General features: G+C 69.4%; 18 protein-coding genes. 9 read left to right on the forward strand and 9 right to left on the reverse strand.

Annotated features, from left to right (window positions below; all coding sequences use genetic code 11):
* Window positions 1–221 precede the first annotated feature (221 nt).
* On the reverse strand, window positions 222–1,271 hold the full coding sequence (rsgA, locus tag E3O67_RS10515) for a ribosome small subunit-dependent GTPase A (RefSeq protein ID WP_134429012.1): 1,050 nt from the start codon (window positions 1,269–1,271) through the stop codon (window positions 222–224).
* Complete coding sequence (gene aroA, locus E3O67_RS10520; protein ID WP_134429014.1) at window positions 1,268–2,626, reverse strand: 3-phosphoshikimate 1-carboxyvinyltransferase; 1,359 nt, start codon at window positions 2,624–2,626, stop codon at window positions 1,268–1,270. The genes rsgA and aroA overlap by 4 nt, the downstream gene beginning before the upstream one ends.
* Before the next feature lie 110 nt (window positions 2,627–2,736).
* On the opposite strand from aroA, the gene E3O67_RS10525 reads away from it, so the two are divergent.
* Complete coding sequence (locus tag E3O67_RS10525) at window positions 2,737–3,345, forward strand: sigma-70 family RNA polymerase sigma factor (protein ID WP_241979205.1); 609 nt, start codon at window positions 2,737–2,739, stop codon at window positions 3,343–3,345.
* The gene (locus E3O67_RS10530) at window positions 3,342–3,584 is read left to right on the forward strand and encodes a zf-HC2 domain-containing protein (RefSeq protein WP_134429018.1); all 243 of its coding nucleotides are present in this window, start codon (window positions 3,342–3,344) and stop codon (window positions 3,582–3,584) included. Before E3O67_RS10525 ends, E3O67_RS10530 begins: the two co-directional genes overlap by 4 nt.
* On the opposite strand, the gene E3O67_RS10535 is transcribed toward E3O67_RS10530, so the two are convergent.
* Window positions 3,581–4,417, reverse strand: coding sequence for a VOC family protein (locus E3O67_RS10535; protein WP_134429020.1), 837 nt, complete (start codon window positions 4,415–4,417; stop codon window positions 3,581–3,583). The two genes, E3O67_RS10530 and E3O67_RS10535, sit on opposite strands and share 4 nt — an antisense overlap.
* 110 nt (window positions 4,418–4,527) lie before the next feature.
* On the reverse strand, window positions 4,528–8,349 hold the full coding sequence (locus tag E3O67_RS10540) for a multifunctional oxoglutarate decarboxylase/oxoglutarate dehydrogenase thiamine pyrophosphate-binding subunit/dihydrolipoyllysine-residue succinyltransferase subunit (RefSeq protein ID WP_174776821.1): 3,822 nt from the start codon (window positions 8,347–8,349) through the stop codon (window positions 4,528–4,530).
* A gap of 131 nt (window positions 8,350–8,480) precedes the next feature.
* Between E3O67_RS10540 and E3O67_RS10545 the strand changes: the two genes are divergently transcribed.
* From E3O67_RS10545 to E3O67_RS10555, 3 genes are all read left to right on the forward strand, one after another.
* On the forward strand, window positions 8,481–9,920 hold the full coding sequence (locus E3O67_RS10545; RefSeq protein WP_134429024.1) for a GuaB1 family IMP dehydrogenase-related protein: 1,440 nt from the start codon (window positions 8,481–8,483) through the stop codon (window positions 9,918–9,920).
* Between the two features lie 181 nt (window positions 9,921–10,101).
* A complete protein-coding gene (locus E3O67_RS10550; RefSeq protein WP_194092288.1) occupies window positions 10,102–11,625 on the forward strand; it encodes a hemolysin family protein in 1,524 nt (507 codons plus the stop codon).
* The gene (locus E3O67_RS10555) at window positions 11,618–12,679 is read left to right on the forward strand and encodes a hemolysin family protein (RefSeq protein ID WP_135102670.1); all 1,062 of its coding nucleotides are present in this window, start codon (window positions 11,618–11,620) and stop codon (window positions 12,677–12,679) included. The genes E3O67_RS10550 and E3O67_RS10555 overlap by 8 nt, the downstream gene beginning before the upstream one ends.
* A 22-nt stretch (window positions 12,680–12,701) precedes the next feature.
* Here E3O67_RS10555 and E3O67_RS10560 read toward each other — a convergent pair whose 3' ends face one another.
* Window positions 12,702–13,793: an NADH:flavin oxidoreductase/NADH oxidase gene (locus tag E3O67_RS10560; protein ID WP_134429030.1), complete on the reverse strand. Its 1,092-nt coding sequence runs from the start codon at window positions 13,791–13,793 to the stop codon at window positions 12,702–12,704.
* Between the two features lie 74 nt (window positions 13,794–13,867).
* On the opposite strand from E3O67_RS10560, the gene E3O67_RS10565 reads away from it, so the two are divergent.
* From E3O67_RS10565 to E3O67_RS10580, 4 genes are all read left to right on the forward strand, one after another.
* The gene (locus tag E3O67_RS10565) at window positions 13,868–14,728 is read left to right on the forward strand and encodes an ADP/ATP-dependent (S)-NAD(P)H-hydrate dehydratase (protein WP_134429032.1); all 861 of its coding nucleotides are present in this window, start codon (window positions 13,868–13,870) and stop codon (window positions 14,726–14,728) included.
* Window positions 14,729–14,760: 32 nt separating this feature from the next.
* The gene (locus E3O67_RS10570; protein ID WP_241979203.1) at window positions 14,761–15,999 is read left to right on the forward strand and encodes a glycosyltransferase 87 family protein; all 1,239 of its coding nucleotides are present in this window, start codon (window positions 14,761–14,763) and stop codon (window positions 15,997–15,999) included.
* Between the two features lie 3 nt (window positions 16,000–16,002).
* The gene (locus E3O67_RS10575) at window positions 16,003–16,338 is read left to right on the forward strand and encodes a thiamine-binding protein (protein ID WP_134429034.1); all 336 of its coding nucleotides are present in this window, start codon (window positions 16,003–16,005) and stop codon (window positions 16,336–16,338) included.
* Between the two features lie 148 nt (window positions 16,339–16,486).
* Complete coding sequence (locus E3O67_RS10580; protein WP_135102671.1) at window positions 16,487–17,764, forward strand: MFS transporter; 1,278 nt, start codon at window positions 16,487–16,489, stop codon at window positions 17,762–17,764.
* A gap of 25 nt (window positions 17,765–17,789) precedes the next feature.
* On the opposite strand, the gene E3O67_RS10585 is transcribed toward E3O67_RS10580, so the two are convergent.
* The 4 genes from E3O67_RS10585 to E3O67_RS10600 form a co-directional block, all read right to left on the reverse strand.
* Complete coding sequence (locus E3O67_RS10585) at window positions 17,790–18,467, reverse strand: response regulator transcription factor (RefSeq protein WP_255575837.1); 678 nt, start codon at window positions 18,465–18,467, stop codon at window positions 17,790–17,792.
* A 69-nt stretch (window positions 18,468–18,536) separates the two neighbouring features.
* Complete coding sequence (locus E3O67_RS10590) at window positions 18,537–19,829, reverse strand: hypothetical protein (RefSeq protein WP_134429038.1); 1,293 nt, start codon at window positions 19,827–19,829, stop codon at window positions 18,537–18,539.
* Complete coding sequence (locus tag E3O67_RS10595; RefSeq protein WP_135102672.1) at window positions 19,826–20,995, reverse strand: sensor histidine kinase; 1,170 nt, start codon at window positions 20,993–20,995, stop codon at window positions 19,826–19,828. Before E3O67_RS10595 ends, E3O67_RS10590 begins: the two co-directional genes overlap by 4 nt.
* Window positions 20,996–21,126: 131 nt before the next feature.
* Entirely contained in the window at window positions 21,127–22,605 is a 1,479-nt protein-coding gene (locus E3O67_RS10600) for a DUF4389 domain-containing protein (protein WP_135102673.1), read from the reverse strand.
* Between the last annotated feature and the right edge of the window lie 63 nt (window positions 22,606–22,668).

Consider the following 22,668-nt stretch of genomic DNA (forward strand, 5'->3'; position numbering starts at 1 on the left):
ACGGAGATTTTGGCTCACACACCTGTTTGTGAGCCCGAACGCACCTTTCGGAGCAAAATCTCCGTCGAATTTGTTCAGGCCAGCGGCCAGGGGCCAGCGGCCAGGCCAGCGGCCAGGGGCCAGGCCGGGGCCGGGGGCGAGGGCCGGGGGCCAGGCCGGGGCCGGGGGCGAGGGGGCGGCTGCTGGGGTAGTGGGAGGCTGGGGGTGGTGGGTGACCGGGGCTAGTGGGCGGGGGCGGCGGCGAAGGTGGCGAGCAGGCGCTGCAGCGAGTCCAGGCGCACCTTGCCGGTCTCGCCGAGCGTGCCGGCGGCGACGGCCTCATTGATTGCGCAGTCGGGCGAGTTGGGCAGGTGGGTGCAGCCGCGCGGGCACTTCAGGGCGATCAGGGCCAGGTCGGTGAAGGCCTTGAGGATGTTGTCCGTGTTGATGTGGCCGAGACCGAAGGAGCGCACGCCGGGGGTGTCGATTACCCAGCCGCGGCCGGCATCCGTTTGCAGTCGCAGCGAGATGGTCGACGAGGAGGTGTGCCGTCCGCGCCCGGTCACCGTGTTGACGACTCCGACGGCGCGGTGGGCGTCGGGCACGAGGGCGTTGACGAGCGTGGACTTGCCGACACCGGAGTGCCCGACGAAGACCGTGTCGTGGCCGACCAGGGCGGCGGAGATCTCCGCCAGAGGCATGGCATCGTCGCGGCTCTCGAAGACGGGGAAATCGAGGCCGGCGAAGTTCTTGAGGAACGCGCTGGGATCGGCCAGGTCGGTCTTGGTGATGCAGAGGATCGGTCTCACCCCTGCGTCGTAGGCGGCGACGAGGTACCGGTCGACGAGACGGATGCGCGGCTCCGGGTTGGCCGCGGCGACGACGATCAGCATCTGGTCGGCGTTGGCGACGATCACGCGCTCCACGGCGTCGGTGTCATCCGCGCTGCGGCGGAGCAGCGTCGTGCGCGGCACGATCCGCACGATCCGGGACAGGCTGCCCGGCGCTCCCGTGGTGTCGCCGACGATGTCCACGCGGTCGCCGGTGACAACGGCCTGTTTGCGCAGTTCGCTCGCCCGGGCGGCGGTCACCCGGCGCTCGGCGGGTAGGTTCTCGTCGAGCATGACGGTGTAGCGTCCTCGGTCGACCGAGAGGATGCGCCCGGTCAGCGCGTTCTCGTGGTCGGGGCGGGTCTTGGTGCGCGGTTTGCTGCCCTTGCGGTTGGGGCGCACCCGCACGCTCGACTCGTCGAACTCGGGCTCATCGTCATCGGCGCTCGCCCACCACGTCACGACTGCGCTCCGGAGAGCAGCGTCTGCCAGAGGTCGGTGAACTGGGGGAGGGTTTTCGCGGTGGTGCCGATGTTCTCGATCAGCACGTCGGGAACGAGAAGGCCGATCAGTGCGCCCGCGGTTGCCATGCGGTGGTCGTCGTAGGTGTTCCACGGCCCGCCGTGCAGCGGGCGCGGGTCGATCCTCAACCCGTCAGGCAGTTCGGTGACGGCTCCGCCGAGACCGTTGATCTCCGCGGCGAGGGCGGCCAGCCGGTCGGTCTCGTGGTGGCGGATGTGCCCGATCCCGGTGATCGTGCTCGGGGACTCGGCCAGAGCGGCCAGGGCCACGAGGGTGGGCGCCAGCTCCCCGCCGGTCGACAGGTCGAGTTCCACGCCCCGGATGCGTCCGGTTCCGGTGACCGTGAGCCGGTCGCCGTCACGGGTGACGACCGCGCCGAAGCACGGCAGCAGCTCGGCCAGGTCGGCGCCGACCTGGGTGGTGGCCGCGGGCCAGCCGGTGATGGTGACGCTGCCGCCGGCGACGAGCGCCGCGGCGAGGAACGGCGCCGCGTTCGAGAGGTCAGGTTCGATGTCGACCTCGGCGCCCTGGATCGGGCCGGAAGCCACAATCCACTCGCCGACGGCGGGGCTCTGAACCGTGACGCCGCGCCGGGCCAGCGTGGCGATGGTCATCTCGATGTGCGGCAGGCTCGGCAGGCGTTCGCCGGAGTGGCGCAGGTGCAGGCCCTGCTCGAAACGGGGCGCGGCGAGCAGCAGGCCGGAGACGAACTGGCTCGATGTGGACGCGTCGATGGTGATCTCGCCGCCGGCCAGAGTGCTGGTGCCGTGCACGGTGAACGGCAGTGCGCCGCGGCCGTCGTCGTTGATGTCGGCGCCGAGGGCGCGCAGGGACGAGATGGTGGTGCCCATCGGGCGGCGGCGGGCGCCGGCATCCCCGTCGAAGGTGGTCGGACCGAGGCCGAGCGCCGCGACCGGCGGCAGGAAGCGCATCACGGTGCCGGCGAGCCCGCAGTCGACGGTCGTCGACCCGAGCAGTTCTCCGGGGGTGATTCGCAGGTCGGGGCCGAACTCCCCGTCGCCGGGAACCTCTTCGATGACGGTGCCCATTTGTCGCAGCGCGGCCACCATCAGGTCGCTGTCACGGGAGTGCAGCGGGGCGCGCAGCAACGACGGATGCTCGGCGAGGGCGCTGAGGACCAGCTCGCGGTTGGTCAGCGACTTGGACCCCGGCAGGGACAGGGACGCGTCGAGGTGGCCGGCGGCCGTCGGAGCGGGCCAGCGGGCATCCGTCACCTCGGGCGACGTATCGCCGTAGGGATCGAACTCAGGCTTGGAATATCTCGAGATCAACATCGGTTATCAGGATAGTCGGTGATGAAAGAGAGAGGGAGGTCCGGATGACGCTGTCCATGGTGCTGGAGCGACCTGAGGTCGTTCCACGCGACGGCTTAGGATTGTCCGTGATGACAACCGATGCGATCGCAATGCGAGACCTGTTCGAAGAACAGGCACTGCCCTTTATCGACCAGCTGTACGCCGCGGCCATGCGCATGACGCGCAACCCCTCCGACGCCCAGGACTTGGTTCAGGAAACGTTCGTGAAAGCGTTCGCCGCGTTCAAACAGTTCGAGCAGGGCACCAACCTCAAGGCCTGGCTGTACCGCATCCTGACCAACACCTTCATCAACACGTACCGTAAGAAGCAGCGCGAGCCGTTCCAGGGCACCATCGACGATCTCGAGGACTGGCAGCTCGGCGGCGCGGAATCCCGCACGGCGATGACGAACCGGTCAGCCGAGGCTGAGGCCATCGACCACCTGCCGGATAGCGCCGTCAAGAACGCGTTGCAGTCCATCCCGGAAGACTTCCGGCTGGCCGTCTACTTTGCCGATGTGGAGGGTTTCTCCTACCAGGAGATCGCCGAAATCATGAAAACACCCATTGGCACCGTGATGAGCCGCCTGCATCGTGGCCGGCGTCTCCTGCGCGACCTGTTGGCCGGCTACGCCCTGGAGCGCGGCCTGGGAACAGAGGCGGCGGGCCAGACTCGAACCGGGAGCACCCCAGAATGACCGATTATGGCTGCGAGAAGGCCAAGGCCGAACTCGAGGAATACCTGCACAACGAATTGTGCAGTGAAGACGCGTCTGACATTCAGGAGCACCTCGCCAATTGCAGCGACTGCAGTGACGAGCACCTGGTCGGGCGCACCCTGACCGAGGCCGTGCAGCGCGCGTGCCGTGAAATGGCCCCGGAGGACCTGCGCGACCAGGTCTTGCTGAAGTTGCGCACCATCCAGTCCGGCCACTAGCCGATCGGCAGGTCGGCGTCCTCCTCCGTCTCCTCCTCGATGGCCTTCTCCTCGGCGTGCGGCTCGTCGACCGAGCCGAGCACGAAGAGGGCCCCGGTCGGGTCGGTGACCAGCGCGAAGGTGCCGAACTCCGCCGTCCAGGGTTCACGGATGACCGTGCCGCCGAGTTCGGTCACGGTGGCGGCGGCCGCGTGCACGTCGGGCACGCCGAGGTAGAGCTGCCAGTGCGAGGGCACGCTGTCGGGCAGGTGTTCCGCGGCGTCGAAGACGCCCGCCACCATGTCGTGTCCGGCTCCGATCGTGCTGTAGCGGAAGTCATCCGTATCGCTGAGGACCGCCGGCTCCCAGCCGAACACCTGGGTGTAGAAATCGAGGGCGGCGGAATAGCCGCGAGTGTTCAACTCGTGCCAGACCGGTGAGCCGGCCTCGCCGAAGACGTCGAAGCCGGTGAACTCGTCGGCCTGCCACACCCCGAAGGGCGCACCGGTCGGGTCCATCAGGATGGCCATGCGGCCCATGGTCCCCACCGTCATCGGTTCGGCCAGCACGGTTGCGCCGGCCGCGCGGGAGGAGGCGACGGCGGCGTCGGCATCCGTCACCGACAGGTAGGTGGTCCACGCGTCGGGCAGTGGGGAACCCGGCTCCTGGGAGCCCATGCCGGCGACGTCCGCGTCACCCTTGCGGAAGAGAATGTAGTTGCCGTACTCCGAACCGGAATCGCTGACCGTCCAGCCGAACAGCCTGGTGTAGAACTCCCGGGCGCGCGGCAGGTCGGAGGTCATCAGGTCGGCCCAGCAGGGCTGGCCGGTGCGGTTCGCGTATGGTGCGGGCATGGCGGATCTCCTTGTCGGTGGGCGATGCGGCCAGCCTAGAGGAGTGAGCTCCAATAGCCGAGGGGGAGGCGGTGAACCGCCGTGCCGGGCGGTTCTGATTTCGATGCGGATTACAGCGTGAGCGCCTGGCGCATCAGTTCGGCCTGCTCAACTGCGTGACGCTTGGCCGATCCCGCCGCCGGCGACGCGGACGCCGCCCGGGAGTACAGGGTCACCGGGCGCGGGCCCAGCTTGTTCGTCTCGAGGTAGAAGAACGGCCAGGCACCCTGGTTCTCCGGCTCGTCCTGCACCCAGGCGAGTTCGGCGTCGGGGTACTGGTCGGCGACCTGCTTGAGTTCGACGGCGGGCAGCGGGTAGAACTGCTCCATGCGAACGAGCGCGATCTCCGGGTTCGGGTTCTTGTCGAGTTCGGCGAGCAGGTCATAGTAGAGCTTGCCGGCCAGGAACAGCACCCGCTTGACCCGCGCCTTGTCGGTGATCCGGGCGTCATCGATGACCGGCTCGAACTTGCCGGCGGTGAAGTCGGCCACCTCGCTGGTCGCGCCGCGCAGGCGCAGCATCGACTTCGGTGTAAAGACGATCAGCGGACGCCGCGGACGCATGTAGGCCTGGCGGCGCAGCAGATGGAAGTACGACGCGGGCGTCGACGGGCGGGCGACGGTCATGTTGTCCTCGGCGCAGAGCTGCAGATAGCGCTCGATCCGGGCGGACGAGTGGTCCGGCCCCTGGCCCTCGTAGCCGTGCGGCAGCAGCAGCACGACGGATGACCGCTGGCCCCACTTCTGCTCGGCGGAGGAGACGAACTCGTCGATGACAGTCTGGGCGCCGTTGGCGAAATCGCCGAACTGGGCCTCCCAGAGCACCAGGGCGTCGGCACGTTCCACCGAGTAGCCGTACTCGAAGCCCATGGCCGCGTATTCGCTGAGCAGCGAATCGTAGATCCAGAACCGGGCCTGGTCTTCGCTGAGGTTGGCGAGCGGCAGCCATTCCTGGCCGTTGACCCGGTCGTGCAGCACGGCGTGACGCTGCACGAACGTGCCACGGCGGGCATCCTGGCCGGCGAAGCGAACCGGGGTGCGCTCGATCAGCAGGGAGCCGAGGGCGAGGAGTTCGCCGAAGCTCCAGTCGATCTTGCCGTTGCGGCTCATGTCGTTGCGCTTCTGCATCAGCTGCTGCAGCTTGTTGTGCACGGTGAAGCCGGCTGGCTTGTTCAGGAAGGCGTCGCCGATCAGGTGCACGACCGCCTCGGGTACCCCGGTAGTCGCCGGTTCCCCGATCGCGTCGTCGTTCTTGTCGGTGCCGTGCTTGTCCGCGCCGATACCCTGGGGCGCGGCACCGGCCGCGCCGACGATCGGGATCGATGAGGACTGCGCCGCGTGCGTCTCCATGAACGCGCGCTCGAGGCGGTCCTGGAAGTCGGCGTGGGAGGCCTCGTACTCCTCCTGCGTGATGTCGCCGCGACCGACGAGGGCCTCGGTGTACAGCTTCCGAACGGAGCGCTTGGCCTCGATCAGGTTGTACATCAGCGGCTGAGTCATCGAGGGGTCGTCGCCCTCGTTGTGTCCGCGTCGGCGGTAGCAGACGAGGTCGATGACGACGTCGCGCTTGAACTCCTGGCGGTAGGCGAAGGCGAGCTCCGCGACCCGCACCACGGCTTCGGGGTCGTCCCCGTTGACGTGGAAGATGGGCGCCTGGATGGTTTTGGCGACATCCGTCGAGTAGACCGAGGTGCGGCCGTCGCCGGGCAGCGTGGTGAATCCGACCTGGTTGTTGACGACCAGGTGGATGGTGCCGCCCGTGCGGAATCCGCGCAGCTGGGACATCTGGAGCGTCTCCAGGACGATGCCCTGGCCGGCCATGGCGGCGTCGCCGTGCACGAGGACCGGAAGGGTGGAGAAGGTGCCGATCGGCTTGCGGTCCTGCTTGGCGCGCACGATGCCCTCGAGGACGCCGTCGACGGCCTCCAGGTGGGACGGGTTCGCAGCCAGGTACACCGGCATCTCCGTGCCGTCGGTGGCGCGGAACGTGCCCTCGGTGCCGAGGTGGTACTTGACGTCGCCGGAACCCTGCACGGTGCGGGGATCCTGCGTGCCCTCGAACTCGCGGAAGATCTGACCGTAGGTCTTTCCGGCGATATTCGTCAGCACGTTCAGGCGACCGCGGTGGGCCATGCCGATGCACACCTCGTCGAGGCCGGCATCCGCGGCACCCTGCAGGATGGAGTCGAGCAGGGCGATGGTGGATTCACCGCCCTCGAGGCTGAACCGCTTCTGGCCGACGTACTTGGTCTGCAGGAAGGTTTCGAAGGCTTCGGCCTCGTTGAGCTTTCCGAGGATGCGCATCTGCTCGTCATGCGTCGGCTTGACGTAGCTCTTCTCCATCTTCTCCTGCATCCACTTGCGCTGGGCAGGGTCCTGGATGTGCATGTACTCGATGCCGGTCGTGCGGCAGTAGGAGTCGCGGAGCACGCCGAGGATGTCGCGCAGGAGCATCAGGCGTTTGCTGCCGAAGCCGCCGGTGACGAACTCGCGGTCCAGGTCCCAGAAGGTCAGGCCGTGGTTCGAGATGTCCAGGTCGGGATGTGATCGCTGGGTGTATTCCAGCGGGTCGATGTCGGCCATCAGGTGGCCGCGCACGCGGAACGCGTTGATCAGTTCCTGCACGCGGGCGGTCTTGTCGACGGCGCTGGCCAGGTCGACGCTGATGTCCGGCGCCCAGTGGATCGGGTCGTACGGAATGCGCAGGGCCGAGAAGATGTCTTCGTAGAAGTTGTGCTGCCCGATCAGGAGCTCGTGCACGATCTTGAGGAACTCGCCCGAGCCGGCACCCTGGATGACCCGGTGGTCGTAGGTGCTGGTCAGCGTGATGGTCTTGGAGATGGCGAGGCCGGTCAGGGTCTTGACGCTGGAACCCTGGAACTCGGCCGGGTAGTCGAGCGCGCCGGCGCCGATGATGCAGCCCTGGCCCTTCATCAGGCGCGGAACGGAGTGCACCGTGCCGATGCCGCCGGGGTTGGTGAGGGAGACCGTGGCGCCGGAGAAGTCATCCGCTGTCAGCTTGCCCTTGCGGGCCCGGGTGACGAGGTCTTCGTAGGAGGAGAGGTACTCGCCGAAGGTCATCGTATCGGCGCGCTTGATGGCCGGGACCATCAACGAGCGGGTGCCGTCGGGCTTGGGCAGGTCGATCGCGATGCCGAGGCCGACGTGTGCGGGGGCGATGACCGAGGGTTTGCCGTCAATCTCGTTGTAGTAGACGTTCTGGCTGGGGAACATCTTCAGCGCCTGGATCAGCGCCCAGCCGATCAGGTGCGTGAACGACACCTTGCCGCCGCGCGAGCGCTTCATGTGGTTGTTCATCACGATGCGGTTGTCGATAAGGAGCTTCGCCGGGATGGTGCGCACGCTGGTGGCCGTGGGCACGGTCAGGCTGGTCGCCATGTTCGCCGCGAGGCTCTTCGACATGCCGCGGAGCGGGGTGACGACGTCGACGTCGGTGGGCTCGGCGGCCTGCTGTGGGGCCGTGATCGGCATATCGGCCGGCACCGGCATCGGCTTGGGGGCGCTGGAGGTCGTGCGCGCGGTGCGCTGCCCGCCGGCGACGGGGGCGGTGACCGGGGCCGGCTCCGCCGCGGCCGGGGGAGCGCTCGCTGCAGGCGTGGTCACTGCAGGCGTGGTCACTGCAGGCGTGGTCACTGCAGGCGTGGTCGCTGCGGGGGTATCGACTGCCGGTGCGCTGTCGGAGGGGGACTCTGAACCGGATTCACGGCCGTTCGCGGTCTGGTGGTAGCTCTCGAGGACCGGCCACCAGGACTCGTCCACCAGCTTCTTGTCGACGAGGTACCGTTCGTACAGTTCGTCGACAAGCCACTCGTTCGCTCCGAATTCACCCGACGTCGTTTCGTCGGATCCACTACCGGTCAACTGGCTTGACACAGCCGGTTCCCACTCTCTACGTTGATTTTGAATGTCCCGGGCGGCGTTGATGCCCGATGCGGTCTGCCTAACCAGCCTAATCCCATCGGGCATGGCTGCGGGCATCCGCGCGGGGCGCTAGCGTTATTTCCATGCAGTTCTATGGAGCGGTGCCCAGCCACGACCTCACGTATTCCGACGTTTTCCTCGTCCCGAGCCAATCCGAGGTGAGCAGCCGGCTCGATGTCTCGCTCGCCCCGGGTGACGGCAGCGGTGCCACCATCCCCATCGTCTCGGCGAATATGAACTCGGTCACCGGCCCGCGCCTGGCGGCCGCGCTCGCCCGGCGCGGCGGGCTCGGCGTGCTCCCGCAGGACATGCACCTGCAGGACCTCGACGCCGCGATCCGCTGGGTCAAGGGGCAGTCCACCCGCTTCGACACCCCCTTCAACTTCGCCCCCGGGGACACCGTGGCGCTCGCGCTGCGGCAGGTGCCGCCGGTGGCCGGCCAGGGACTGGTCATCACCGACCCGAACGGTGACTACCTGGGTGCCATCGACGCGTCCCGGCTGGCGACCGCGCTGCCGGACGCGCTTCTCGGAGACCTGCTGCACGGCGCGATGACCTCCCTCGACGCGGACGACATCGAGGGCCCGCGCCGCGCGTTCGACGTGATGACCGAAGCCGAGCTCGACTTCGCAACCGTGCAGCACCACGGCCGGGTGATCGGCACCCTCAGTCGCAAGAGCGCGCTGCGCTCCACGCTCTACCAGCCCGCGCTCGACGCGCAGGGCCGCCTGCGCGTGGCCGCGGCGGTCGGCATCAACGGCGACATCGCGGCCAAGGCCCAGGCGCTCGTCGCCGCGGGGGTCGACGTTCTCGTGATCGACACCGCCCACGGACACCAGGGCGGGATGACCCGCGCGATCAAGATCGTCGCCGACCTCGACCTCGGCATTCCGATCGTTGCCGGCAACGTCGTGACGGCGGATGCCGTCGGTGACCTCGTCCGCGCCGGCGCCACCATCGTGAAGGTCGGCGTCGGTCCCGGCGCCATGTGCACCACGCGCATGATGACGGCGGTCGGCCGTCCCCAGTTCTCGGCCGTGCTCGAGACCGCGGCCGCCGCCCGGGAACTCGGGGCGCACGTCTGGGCCGACGGCGGGGTGCGCTACCCGCGGGACGTGGCCCTCGCGCTCGCCGCCGGCGCGGCATCCGTCATGATCGGCTCCTGGTTCGCCGGCACGATCGAGGCACCCGGCCTGCTGGACCGGGATGCCGCCGGAGGCATCTACAAGGAGAGTTGGGGGATGGCCTCCACCAAGGCCGTGCGCCAGCGGTTCGACCGTCTCGACGCCTACGAGCTGGCCCGCAAGACGCTCTTCGCGGAGGGGATCTCCAGCTCGAAGATCTACCTGGACCCTCTGCGGCCGTCCGTAGAGGACCTGCTGGACATGATCACCTCCGGCGTGCGCAGCTCGTTCACCTACGCCGGTGCGACCTCCGTCGCGGAGTTCCACACCCGCTCGCTGGTCGGCATCCAGTCGGCGGCCGGCTACGAGGAGGGCAAGGCGCTGCCCGTCTCCTGGTAGCCGGACCGTCGGACGCGACGGCACCGGCTCGTCGCGTCGGTACCGGGCGGTAGACTGGGCGGAATAATGGACGACCCTCCTCCTGCGCATTCGCCCGGAATTCCTTCCCCTCATCCGAACGGCGACTCGGCCGTGAACCTCCGTGTTGCCGTTGCCCTGGCCCGGCCCGTCGAGGTCCGCCATGAATGAGTGGGTCATGCTCGCCGCGGGGCTCCTCCTCACCGTGGGCACCGGCCTGTTCGTCGCCAGCGAGTTCGCTTTGGTCAACCTGGACCGGTCCGAGCTGGAGGCCCGCCGCGACCGAGGCGAGACCCGTCTGGGTCTGACCATCGCGGCGCTCAGGATCACGTCGACGCACCTGTCCAGCGCGCAGCTGGGCATCACCCTCACCACCCTGCTCACCGGCTACACCATGGAGCCGGCCCTGACCACGCTGCTGTCACCGCCGCTGACGGCCCTGGGGCTCTCGCCGGCAATCGTGCCGGTCGTCGCGGTCACGACCGCGGTCCTCGTCGCCACACTCGCCTCGATGATCATCGGCGAGCTGGTGCCGAAGAATTTCGCCCTGGCCCTGCCCGTGCAGACGGCGAAGCTCGTCATCCCGTTCCAGACTCTGTTCACGACCGTGTTCAAGCCGGCCGTCGTCGTGCTCAACGGCAGCGCCAACGCGGTGCTGCGGTCGATCGGGATCGAGCCGAAGGAAGAACTCTCCGGGGCTCGCACCGCCGAGGAGCTGTCCTCCCTCGTGCGGCGCTCGGCCAGTGCCGGCCTGCTGGAGAAGGACACCGCCACGCTGTTGCACCGGACGCTGCTCTTCTCCGGGCACGCCGCCTCGGATGTGATGACTCCCCGCCCCCGGGTGGCCAGCATCCAGCGCACCGCCTCCGCGCAGGCCGTGATCGACCTCACCCGCCAGACCGGGTATTCCCGCTTCCCCGTCGTCGACGAAGGCGTCGACGACATCGTCGGGATCGTGCACGTGAAGCAGGCGGTGGCCGTGCCCCGGCACCGCCGGGCGGATGTCCCGGTGTCGGCCCTGCAATCCGAAGCCATCCGGGTGCCCGAGACCATGAAGTTGGATGGCCTGCTGGTCGAGTTGCGCGGCCGCGGTTACCAGATGGCCGTCGTCGTGGACGAATACGGGGGCACGGCCGGCGTGGCCACCCTCGAGGACCTGGTCGAGGAACTCGTCGGTGAGGTCGCCGACGAGCACGACCGCACCCGCGCCGGCGTGGTGCTGTCCACGGACTCCCTGACGTTCCCCGGCATGCTCCGCCCGGACGAGCTGCTCGAACGCACGGGCATCTCTATTCCGGAGGACGGCCCCTACGAGACCGTGGGCGGCTTCGTGATGAGCGAGCTGGGCCGCCTGCCACAGCTCGGCGACGCCGTGCAGCTGACCGGCGGCGTGCTGTCCGTCGAACGCCTCGACGGCCGACGGATCGACCGGCTGCGCTTCACCCCCTTCATCGAGCCTGCCGAACCCGCCGAACCTGCCGAACCCGCCGTGCTCGACGCGCCTGCCGCGGGTGACCGCAGCACCGGGAACGGCAAGAAGCCCGACAAGAAGCCTGGCAAGAAGAGCGACACGAAGAGCGACACGAAGAGCGACAAGAAGAGCAACAAGAAGAGCGACAGGAAGAGTGACGCCCAGGGTGACCGGAAGACGAACGACAAGCGGCATGAGGTGAGCGACCATGAATGACTGGGCCGGGCTGGTCTGGCTTGTCGTGCTGCTCGCGGCCAACGCCTTCTTCGTCGCCGCGGAATTCGCCGTCATCTCCGCGCGCCGATCCCAGATCGAGCCTCTCGCCGAGGCCGGCAAGAAGCGTGCGATCACGGCGCTGTGGGCGATGGAACACGCCACCCTCATGCTGGCGACCACCCAGCTGGGCATCACGGTCTGTTCGCTGCTGATCCTGAACGTCTCGGAGCCGGCGATCCACCACCTGCTTGAGATTCCGCTGGGTCTGACCTCACTGCCGGAGGAGGCCATCGGCGTGATCGCGTTCGTGATCACCCTGCTGCTGGTCTCCTACCTCCACGTCGTGTTCGGTGAGATGGTGCCCAAGAACCTGTCGTTCTCCATCCCAGACCGGGCCGTGCTCATGCTCGCCCCGCCGCTGGTCTTCTTCGGCCGCCTGGTCAAGCCCGTGATCGTGACGCTCAACGCCACCGCCAATCTGGTGCTGCGGATTTTCGGAGTGCAGCCCAAGGAGGAGGCCACCAGCACCTACACGCTGGACGAGGTGGCGACCATCGTCTCCCAATCGACCCGGGAGGGCGTGCTGCGGGACGGTACCGGGGCGCTCAGCGCCACGTTCGAGTTCACCACCCGCAAGGTGCGGGATATCGCCGTGAGCCTCGCGGACCTGGTCAGCCTGCCCGAGGCGGCCACCCCCGCCGACGTCGAGAAGGCCGTCACCCGGCACGGTTTCTCCCGCTACGTGCTGGTCAACGAGTCCGGCGAACCGACCGGGTATGTACACCTGAAGGACGTCATCGATCTCGACGGCGACACGGCTGCCTCGGTCGGGCCGGGCAGCTATTCGGCGCCGATCCCCGGCAAGCGCATCCGTCAGTTGGTGTCGATCTTCGAGGACACCGACCTCGAGGATGCCCTGGCGACGATGCGGCGCTCGGGCGCGCACCTGGCGCGCTCGTTCACCGCGACCGGAGAGACCGTCGGGGTGCTGTTCCTCGAGGACATCATCGAAGAGCTGGTCGGTGAAGTGCAGGACGCGACCCGGCGCCTGTAAGCGTTCTCCGGCGGAGCCGGGTTCAGAGGGTGGGCCACTGGGCGCGCAGGTACTGCGGCGGCCAGTAGTCCACGACGGCGCCGAGCTCGTGGGCGGCCCGCAGCGGGAAGTGCGGGTCGCGCAGGAGTTCGCGGCCCAACAGGACCGCGTCGGCCCGGCCGGACGCCACGATCTGCTCGGCCTGCAGGGCGGTGGTGATCAGCCCGACGGCGCCGACCGGCACTTGCGCCGCCGTTTTCACATGCTCGGCGAGCGGCACCTGGTAACCGGGACCCAACGGGATGCGCACCCCGGTCACGTTGCCGCCGGAGGAGATGTCGAAGAAGTCGGCGCCGGCGGCCGCGGCCCAGCCGGCGACCTCGGCGGTCTCGGCTTCGGTCCAGCCGCCTGGGGCGTAATCGGTGGCGGAGAACCGCACGAGCAGGGCGCGCTCCTCGCCGATGGCGGCGCGCACGGCGGCCACGACCTGGAGCAGGAGGCGGGCCCGATTCGGCAGTGAGCCGCCGAACTTGTCCGTCCGCACGTTGCTCAGCGGGGACAGGAACTGGTGCAGCAGGTATCCGTGGGCCGCGTGCACCTCCACGACGTCGAACCCGGCCTCCGCCGCCCGGAGTGCGGCGGCCGCGAACCCGTCGACGATCCCCTGGATGCCCGCGGCGTCGAGGGCCACGGGCGCTGCGTAGCCGGGGAACGGCAGGGCCGAGGCCGACACGGTCGGCCAGCCGCCGTCATCCGTCGCCATGGTGCCGTGCCGGTCTTCGCCCCAGGCCGGCCAGACGGAAGCCTTACGCCCCGCGTGGGACAGCTGGATGCCGGCCGTCGCGCCCTGCGCATGAAGGAAGGCCACGATCGGTGCCCAGGCGGCGGTCTGTTGCGCGTTCCAGAGGCCGGTGTCCGCGTCGGAGATGCGTCCCGCCGGGCTGATCGCGGTCGCCTCGACCAGGATCAGGCCGGCGCCGCCGGCGGCCAGAGCGCCCAGGTGCACGAGGTGCCAGTCGCGCGGGACGCCGTCTTTCTCCCGCACCGCGTATTGGCACATCGGCGCCGCCCAGAGCCGGTTGCGCACGTTGACACCGCGCAGGGTGAACGGTTCGAACAGGGCGGCAACGGCCACGGATTTCCCCCAAAGATCGAGTGGGCGGGCGAAGCGGCCGGCCCGAAGGACTCGAAACAACCTATCGTGAGTGCATGAGCGAACCACGGGGATGGCTGGAATGGGACGGCGCACGCGCCCGCGACTGGATCGCGGTTCCGCGGGTGGACGACGACAAGTACCGCCGTGGGGTGCTGGGCGTGAGAACGGGCTCGGACGAGTACCCCGGGGCTGCGGTGCTCGGAGTCGAGGCCGCCCTCCGCACCGGTGTCGGGATGGTGCGCTACCTCGGCCCGCGGCGGCCGTCCGACCTCGTGCTGCAGCGCCGGCCGGAGGCCGTCACCGCCGCCGGGCAGGTGCAGGCCTGGCTGCTCGGCTCCGGCCAGGACGCCGCGATGCGCGACCGTGTGACCGAGGCGGCGCTGCTCGGAGCCCTGGCCGAGGGGTTGCCCACCGTTTGCGACGCCGGGGCCCTCGACCTGGTCGGCCGGGCGACCGGGCCCGTCGTGATCACCCCGCACTACCGCGAGCTCGCGCGCCTGCTCACCCGGCTGCTCGCCCCGCAGGGTGAGTCGGTGGCCGGCTCGGAGGTGGCCGCCGCGCCGGGGGAGTGGGCCGTGCGCGCCGCGACCGGCCTCGGCGTCACGGTGCTGCTCAAGGGCAGCGTCACCTGGATCGCGGCGCCTGACGGCACCCGGCTGACGGTGTCGAAGGCACCCTCCTGGCTGGCGACGGCCGGGTCGGGGGACGTGCTCGGCGGCATCCTCGGCGCCCTGCTGGCCACGCATTCCCGGGCGATCCAGACGGATGCCGCCGCGCCGGCCCGTCTCGCTGCAACGGCCGCACTGGTGCACGCCCGGGCCGCGGCCCGGGCTTCTGACGGCGGCCCGATCACCGCGCTCGACATCGCCGGCGCCGTGCCGGCCACCGTCGCGGAACTGCTCGCCTCGCGCTGACGGCCGCGGCCGGGGGTGTGGGAAGGTGGACCGTGCCCCAATCCTTCGCAGAACGCCTGGCCGTCGGCCCCGGCCTGCCGGCGTTGCGGACGCTGCTCTGGGCGGGCTTCACCCTTGTGCACGGAGTGCTCTGGTGGCTCGCGTTCGCGGCCCCCGGCTGGCCGCTGGGCGACGTGGAGGTCGTCTACCTCGGCTGGGCGATGGACGCGGCATCCGGCGCCGACGTCGTGGGCATCACCACCGGCTTCGTCTATCCGCTACTGGCGCTCCTGCCGATCTTCGCGCCGCTCGTGTTCGGTCCGGACCTCTACGCCACCTCCTGGCTCGGTCTCGTGACCGTGCTCAATGCCGGGGCGTTCGCGCTGCTGCTCGGTCGGGGCCGCAACCGGCGAGCCCTCGGAGCGGCGGCCTGGTGGCTGGGCTTCCTGCTGCTGCTCGGGCCCATCGCGCTCGCCCGGATCGATGCGGTCACCGTGCCGCTGGCGATCGTCGCGGTGCTTCTCGTCGGAACCCGGCCGGTCTGGGGCGCCGTGCTGCTGACCCTGGCCACCTGGGTCAAGATCTGGCCGGTCGCCTTGGTCATCGCGCTGTTCGTGGTGTCGAAAGACCGCTGGCGGGTGGTCGCCGCAGCGGTCGCCACGAGCCTGGGCATCGTTCTGATGGCGCTCGTCAGCGGCAGCGGCCCGAACGTGCTGAGCTTCGTCGGCGAGCAGACGAACCGCGGCATCCAGATCGAGTCCCCGGTCGCCGGCCTCTGGATGTGGCAGGCCGCGCTGGGTATACCGGGCAGCTATCTCTACTACGACCGGCAGATCCTCACCTTCCAGATCATCGGCACCGGCACGAACGTCGCCATCGCGGCGATGACCCCCCTGCTCGCCCTCTGCGTGCTCGCCGTGGTGCTGCTCGCCTGGCAGAGGCTGCGCGCGGGCGCCGACCCGGCCGGTCTGTTCCCGCCTCTGGCGCTGGCCCTGGTGCTGACCCTGATCGTCGTCAACAAGGTCGGCTCTCCGCAGTTCACGACCTGGCTGGCCGCGCCCATCCTCCTCGGGCTGCTGATGCGAGGGCGCGCCTGGCGGTTTCCCGCCGTGCTCGGACTCGTCATCGCGGCCCTGACCCAGTTCGTCTACCCGCACCTCTACGACCTCCTGCTCTCGGCAGACCCGGCGCTGGTGCTGGTGCTGACCGTGCGCAACGTGCTCGAGGTCGTGCTGCTCGGCTGGGCCGTGCGGCAGATCCTGTTCCCATCCACCCCCGATCAGAAGGAGTAACCCATGCTGGTTGCATTCTCCGTCGCCCCGTCCGGCGCCCACGATGATGACGGGTCCGTGCACGACGCGGTCGCCGCGGCCGTGCGCATCGTGCGCGCATCCGGCCTGCCCAACCACACCGACTCGATGTTCACCACGATCGAGGGCGACTGGGACGAGGTCTTCGGGGTGGTCAAAGCCGCCACCGAAGCCGTCGGCGCCTGGGGGCCGCGCGTGTCCCTGGTGCTCAAGGCCGACATCCGGGGCGGCCGCACCGGCGAGCTGACCGGTAAGGTCGAGCGCCTCGAGGCCGCCCTGGCCGAGGCCGACGGATCGGCCGCCGCCGCCCCTGCCCCGTAGTCAGGTGCGTCCGGGAACGCCGTGCCAAGCGTCGAGCAAATTCGACGGAGATTTTGGGTCAAACACCCGTTTTTGAGCCCAAAGACGGTGTTCTGAGCAAAATCTCCGTCGAATTCGTTCGGGACCGCTGCCCCGTAGTCTGGGGGGCATGCCTGATTCTTCTGACGGGTCGGCGACACTGTCGCCGGCCCGCATCCGTTATGCCCTGCTCGCCCTGGCTCTCGGTGGATTCGGCATCGGGTCGACCGAATTCGTGGCCATGGGACTGCTGCCCGACCTGGCCCAGGACCTCCTCCCCGCGCTCTACGCCTCCTCCCCGGATGCCGCCAACGCGCAGGCAGGCTGGCTGATCACGGCGTATGCCCTCGGCGTCGTCGTCGGGGCCCCGACGATCGCCGCGGCAGCCGCCCGCTGGCCGCGCAAACAGCTGCTGCTCGCCTTGCTGGCCGCGTTCACGCTGAGCACCATCGCATCGGCGCTGCTGCCTACGTTCGGGCTGGTTCTTGCGGCCCGGTTCGTGGCCGCACTGCCGCACGGCGCCTATTTCGGGATCGCCTCCCTGGTGGCGGCCGACCTGATGGGCCCCGGCAAGCGGGCCCGCGGCGTGGCCCTCGTGCTCGGCGGCCTGACCATTGCGAATGTCATCGGCGTGCCCTCGATCACCTGGCTCGGCCAGACATCCGGCTGGCGGGTGGCCTACCTCGTCGTCGCCGCCATCTTCGCGGCGACGTTCGTCGCCGTGGCCGCCCTGGTGCCTCTGCAGGACGGCAACCCTCAGGCCACCATGCGCAGTGAGCTGCGCGCCTTCGGTCGGGTGCAGGTCTGGTTCGCGCTGGGCATCGGCGCCGTCGGGTTCGGCGGGCTCTTCGCCGTGTACACCTACGTGGCCCCGCTGGTGATGGAGGTCACGGGCCTCGGAGCCGGCGCGGTCCCGCTCGTGCTGGTGGTGATCGGCGTGGGCATGACGATCGGCAACTTCATCGGCGGCGCGCTGGCCGACCGGAGCGTGCGCCGCAGCATGTACGGCTTCTTCGTCGTGATGCTGCTGGCCCTGACCGGGCTGGCTCTGTCGGCCGAGTCCGTCCCCGGACTGCTGATCGGCGTGTTCTTCGTCGGCGCCGCCTCGTCGGCGTTGTCGCCGACGATCCAGACCCGGCTGATGGACGTCTCCCACGACAGCCAGTCGATCGCCGCGGCGCTGAACCACTCGGCGCTCAACGTCGGCAACGCCCTCGGGGCGTTCCTCGGCGGTCTCGCCATCGCGGGCGGCCTCGGCTACGTCGCCCCGGTCTGGATCGGCCTGGGTCTGAGCGGCCTCGGCCTGCTGCTCACCGTGGCGACGTTCCTCGTGGACCGTGTCCGGCGGGGCAACGGGGTGGAGCTGCCGTACGGCACCGCGGCCATCCGGGTGGTCGCCGCGGAGTAGCCGCGACGTTTCGCGGCGCGGGGGGTCAGTCTCCCTGGAGCAGGATGCCGTCGTGGATGGCGCGCTTACGCAGGGCGACCTTGGTACCCACGTCGAAGCCCGCGAGACGGTACTTCTCGCGGATGCGCTTGAGATAGCTCTTCGCGGTCTCCTCGGAGATGCCGAGCTGGTGCGCGACGGCCTTGACCGGCTCGCCCGCGCCGTAGAGGGCCATCACCCGGCGCTCCTGCGCGCTGAGGCGAGGTGAACCGCCGTTCGCGCCGTTGTTGAGGGCTTCGTCCAGTTCGGCCGAGATGAAGGATTCGCCGTCATAGGCGGAGCGGATCGCCTCGACGATCATCGTCGCCTCCTCGCTCTTCACCAGGTAGCCGAGTGCGCCGGCGGCCAGCGCCTCGCGCACGAGCCCGGCCTCGGAGTAGGTGCTCATCAGCACGGTCTTCACGCCAGCCGTCTTGAGCGTCGAGATCTTCAGGGAGACCGGAATGTTGTCTTTGAGGTCGAGGTCGAGGAGCACGACGTCGACGGGAAATTCGGGGTGGGTGAGCAGCTCGGGCCAGGTGGTGACGGCGGCGACCATGTTGATGTCGTCCGCGGCCCCCCGGATCCACTCGGTGAGGGCCCCCAGCAGCATGCGGTGGTCGTCGACAAGGGCCAGCCGGATGGGGTTGTCCTTGCTCGGTGCGGCAGTGCTCAACGTGGTTATGTTCGTCACTTCTGTCTCCTTGTGCTTCTGGCCCCGACTGAGAAGCTCAACAGCGTTGTTCGACGGACCCTAGGCATCCGCAGGATTGTCGATGCTGCACTCGATTTCCACGTGCAGACTTCCGTCTCGGCTGGAATCGACGTGCGGGCCGACTACTCGGATAGCTTGCCACGTCTCGGGGTCCACTCGACGCCGTGGCACACCCGTCGTCGCCAATTCGATCGGAAATCGTAACTTCTGGCGTGCGGTGACGCCGTGCGTGGGCCGAATCGGTCCGAGAGAGAGTGAAACGGATGCCTCAGCGCGAGTTGTGTCGCTGATCAGCAGCCAGATCGTGCGGAGCAGGGCGTCGCGCTGGTCAGGGTCGAGCATGCCGGCCAGCCCCGCCGGATCGTGCAGGCTGACAGACGGTCCGAGGAACTCGGACTCGGTGATCGCGTGGTGCAGCCAGGTCTCCCGGCGGCCTCGGATCAGGTGCAGCCGCAGCTGTGTGGCGAGGGCTGCAGCCGTCGTCGACTTCTCGGGACTCAGCGGCAGTGCCGTGCGTCCCTTCGCGACGTCGTCGAGCAGGGTCTCCGCGTCGAGGTCGATGCGGGCGAGTTCTTCGGAGGCGAACATCCCCACCGCGAATTGCGGCTGGGAGATGGTGCTCTGCACCAGCACCAGGTCGAGCTCGCGCTGGGTCATCCGGCGGAAGCCCCGCACCGTGGCCACGCCGAGCAGCGGAGGCAGGATGGCGAGGCTGATCGTTAGGAGATCGGGAGCGAAGGTGAGTGGGTCGGCCCGTTCCTCGGTGAGCGCTCCGAGGAAGAGCAGCACGCCGAGCGCCATCGCGGCGAAGACGACGTCGCGGCCTCGGCGCACGGTGGCCAGCGAGATCAGCAGGGTGCCGACGGCAGCGGCGGCCGTCGGGTAGACGCCGGAGCCGGTCTCGCCCCAGGACCCGATCAGGTCGAGCGCCGCCACGGCGGCCCCGGCGGCGAGGGCGGTGGCGAACAGCCAATCCGGCATCCGCGCCGAAAGGCGCTGCACCGTGATCAGCGACAGGACCGTGGTCGTCAGAAGGAGAACCCAGGCGATGAGGCTGGGCGTCGGGTCGGGATACTCGCCCCACTGCACCGCGAACTGCCCGAACAGGAACAGGGCGATGAAACCGCCGCTGAACGACAGGCCGATGCCAAGGTGGCGGCCGCCCAGGCCGCTCTGATTCGCCCGCGTGGTCTGCTCGGTGCGTTCGGGGCGTCGAAAGCTGCGCCGGCGCTCCCGGCGTTCCTGGCGGTCCTGAGTACCCGGTTGGTCGGGCGCGCCCGCGGCCCGGCGCACGTCACGGCTGCGGGTGTCGACGATGCCGGGGTCGGTCATTTGGGCACCTCGAGCACGACCGTGGTGCCCGAGCCGGGGGAGGAGAAGAGCCGAGCGTTGCCGCCCACATCGCGCAGGCGGGCCACGACCGACTCGGCGAACCCGAGGCGTTCGGCGCTGACCCTGCTGAGATCGAATCCGACCCCCGCGTCGGTGACCATGGCGCGCACGGTCGTGTCGTCATCCGTGATCGTCACGTCGGCGCGGGCGACGCCGGCGTGGCGTCGCACATTCTCGAGGCACTCGCCGAGCGCGAGGAGGAAGGAGTCGAGCACATCGCTGGGCAGGAGAACCTGGCCGCTGCCGTGCCAGTCCACGTCGAGGCCCATCCGCCCGAAGCGCTGCTTGACCGATTCCAGGGTGCTGCCGAGCATCGACTCGGTGGCCGGCTCGAGCGTGTATACCCCGGAGCGGCGCGGGGTGGGAAGACCGCCGAGCCGTAGCTGCCGCAGCAGCCGGGCGTCATCGCCGGCCTGCTGGCGGAGCGCGGCCGGGCTGACGCCGACACCGGAGTGCGCGAGCAGGGTGAGGGTGGCCAGCACGGTGTCGTGCAGCAGCCGGGCATCCTGCCGGCGTTGGGCTTCGAGCTCGCTGGCATGGCGCTCGGAGAGGTGGGCCCGTCCGATGAAGGAGATGCGCGCCATGACACGCGGCACGCTCTGGGCCAGCCACCAGGCCACCAGGGTGATCGCGAGCCAGATGCTGAGGGTGAGAAGGAGCGGCACAGTGGTGTCGGACGAGGCGCGGGTGGCGGCGATCACGCCGGCGACCGTCGCGCCGAAGGCCGCAAACAGAACCAGGCGGCGGGAGGCGCTGACCACGAGCACGAGGGCGACGCAGCTCAGGGCCCCGGCGGCGATTCCGCCGATGACCGCCTGCTCGACCAGGTTCAGGCCGGTGGCACGCCGGCCTGACCAACCGACCAGCAGGATCACGGCGATGCCGGAGAACAGGATCAAGGCGACCCAGCGCATCCGCCCGGACCGGCCGAGCAGGTACTGGCCGGCCACCAGCAACAGCAGCAGCGGCAGGCTCCGGGCGAGGGTGCTGACGGTCAGGCCGCCCGGGACGAGCATCGCGAGGAGTGCGGCGGCCGAGCCGGCCAGGCCGCACAGGCGAGCCGCTCGGCGAAGCAGACGGTCACGTTCCTTGTAGATGCGTTGCATAGCGGCGGCTTCACCCCTCTTGGCCCTCTATACAGCACCCTACCTGCCCGGCGTCGGTTCCCCGGAGCGGCCCGCGGCATCCGTCGGCGCCTGCCCTGCCGGAAGCGTCCTTGGCGGGCACGGGCCGCCGGTCAGGGCATGCTCGACGGCGGTCCGCCGGCGGGCGCAACGGATGCGTCAGACGCGGCGGGTGCTGCCGGTGTGATCTGGGCGCGCGCCGGGGTGTCGCCGCCGCCCTGGTCGAGGCGGAACGGTGGGTACTCGTCGCGGAACAGGGCGGTGTAGACGGTCACCCGGAAGATCCAGCGGTTGATGCCGAGGATCAGGTCGAACAGGCTGCGCCGGTACCGGCCGGTGAAGAGGAGGATGACGGCGGCGACCAGCACCAGCACTCCGATCAGGGAGGGGGCGGTGTTCGAGATCCAGTCGTCCCCGTCATAGCGCCAGGTCGTCGCGCTACCGGTGAAGGCCGCCACGATCACCAGGTGCGGAATCGCCAGCAGCCACCACTTGACCAGGACGAGCCCGTGCGAGAGCCGCTGGGGGTAGTCGACCTGCAGGTCTGCGGGGTAGTCGGCCGACGAGGTCAGGCTGAACGGCGGGTACCGGTCGGTGCCGAGCGCCGAGTAGGCGTAGAAGGAGACCCGCCAGCTCCAGCGCAGCACGCCGACGTTGAACTGGAAGATGGCCGTCGGGTACCGGCCGGTGAACAGGATCGCGAAACCGGCGACGATCGTGGTGACGAAGAACCCGAACCACAGGAACAGCAGCACGACCACGTGTGGGAAGATCAGGATCCACTTCACCAGCCACAGCCAGCGGGACAGCCCCTCGTCGAGGGTGCCGGTCAGCCGGGCGGGGAAGATCCGCTCACCGGGAGCGGTCGGCACCGCGGCGGCGCCGGGGGCGCTCGCTCCGACGGGGGTGCCGGGTGCCGCGCCGGGGGCGGGCGGAGTGCCGCGGCCCAGCCCGATGGCCCCGAACACGGTCAGCACCAGGCCGGTCAGCAGGATCAACAGGCCGACCAGCAGCAACCCGACGGCCAGCGGGCCGAGGAACGCGAAGCGCACGCCGGCCTGCAACGCGACGGAGACGCCGGGACTCGCATCCGCGTTCATCACGACGACCGCCCACCTGCCGCTCGTCAGATCCCAGTCGATCTGCTGGGTGCCGGAACCCTCGGCGGATGACGCCCAGAAGTCCTGGTCGCCGGGGGCTTCGGGGGTGCCGCTACCCGGGATGTCCCGATAGACCGCACGGAAGGGGCTGATGTCCAGGTTGCGCAGCTCGGTGTGATTCACCCCCGCCAGGTAGCGGTCGACGTCGGCCTGGGGCGCGATGCCGATGAAGACGTCCACGGCGGAGGTGGAGGCCGCGCGGAGCCGGACGCCGCCGATCTCCGCCGGCACGTCCTGGATCTCGATCGAGCCCATGCGGGGCGAGGTGAGCGCGTACGTCTGCACCGAGAACGAACGGGCGGGGCTGGTGAGGTAGCCGTCATCGTCCTGCGCGTTGACCACGGCGGCCGTCGCCCCGGCGATGGCCAGCGAGAAACCGAGCAGGGAGAGGATCGCCCCGAAGATCAGCATGATGACGAAACCGGGTTTCATGGCGTGCGTCCTCTCCTCGGATACGTCTCGATTCAGGGTACGTCCCATTCAGAGATTCGACTC

The organism is Cryobacterium sp. TMT3-29-2 (genome assembly GCF_004564305.1).
Lineage (GTDB): Bacteria > Actinomycetota > Actinomycetes > Actinomycetales > Microbacteriaceae > Cryobacterium > Cryobacterium sinapicolor.

Bases quoted from the DNA above. Each gene is read 5' to 3' on its own strand.
- E3O67_RS10565 (WP_134429032.1), top strand. From the start codon at position 13,868: ATGAGCGAACCACGGGGATGGCTGGAATGGGACGGCGCACGCGCCCGC.
- E3O67_RS10555 (WP_135102670.1), top strand. From the start codon at position 11,618: ATGAATGACTGGGCCGGGCTGGTCTGGCTTGTCGTGCTGCTCGCGGCC.
- E3O67_RS10575 (WP_134429034.1), top strand. From the start codon at position 16,003: ATGCTGGTTGCATTCTCCGTCGCCCCGTCCGGCGCCCACGATGATGAC.
- aroA (WP_134429014.1), bottom strand. From the start codon at position 2,626: ATGTTGATCTCGAGATATTCCAAGCCTGAGTTCGATCCCTACGGCGAT.
- E3O67_RS10525 (WP_241979205.1), top strand. From the start codon at position 2,737: ATGACAACCGATGCGATCGCAATGCGAGACCTGTTCGAAGAACAGGCA.
- E3O67_RS10600 (WP_135102673.1), bottom strand. From the start codon at position 22,605: ATGAAACCCGGTTTCGTCATCATGCTGATCTTCGGGGCGATCCTCTCC.
- E3O67_RS10550 (WP_194092288.1), top strand. From the start codon at position 10,102: ATGAATGAGTGGGTCATGCTCGCCGCGGGGCTCCTCCTCACCGTGGGC.
- E3O67_RS10535 (WP_134429020.1), bottom strand. From the start codon at position 4,417: ATGCCCGCACCATACGCGAACCGCACCGGCCAGCCCTGCTGGGCCGAC.
- E3O67_RS10590 (WP_134429038.1), bottom strand. From the start codon at position 19,829: ATGACCGACCCCGGCATCGTCGACACCCGCAGCCGTGACGTGCGCCGG.
- E3O67_RS10595 (WP_135102672.1), bottom strand. From the start codon at position 20,995: ATGCAACGCATCTACAAGGAACGTGACCGTCTGCTTCGCCGAGCGGCT.
- E3O67_RS10530 (WP_134429018.1), top strand. From the start codon at position 3,342: ATGACCGATTATGGCTGCGAGAAGGCCAAGGCCGAACTCGAGGAATAC.
- E3O67_RS10580 (WP_135102671.1), top strand. From the start codon at position 16,487: ATGCCTGATTCTTCTGACGGGTCGGCGACACTGTCGCCGGCCCGCATC.
- E3O67_RS10545 (WP_134429024.1), top strand. From the start codon at position 8,481: ATGCAGTTCTATGGAGCGGTGCCCAGCCACGACCTCACGTATTCCGAC.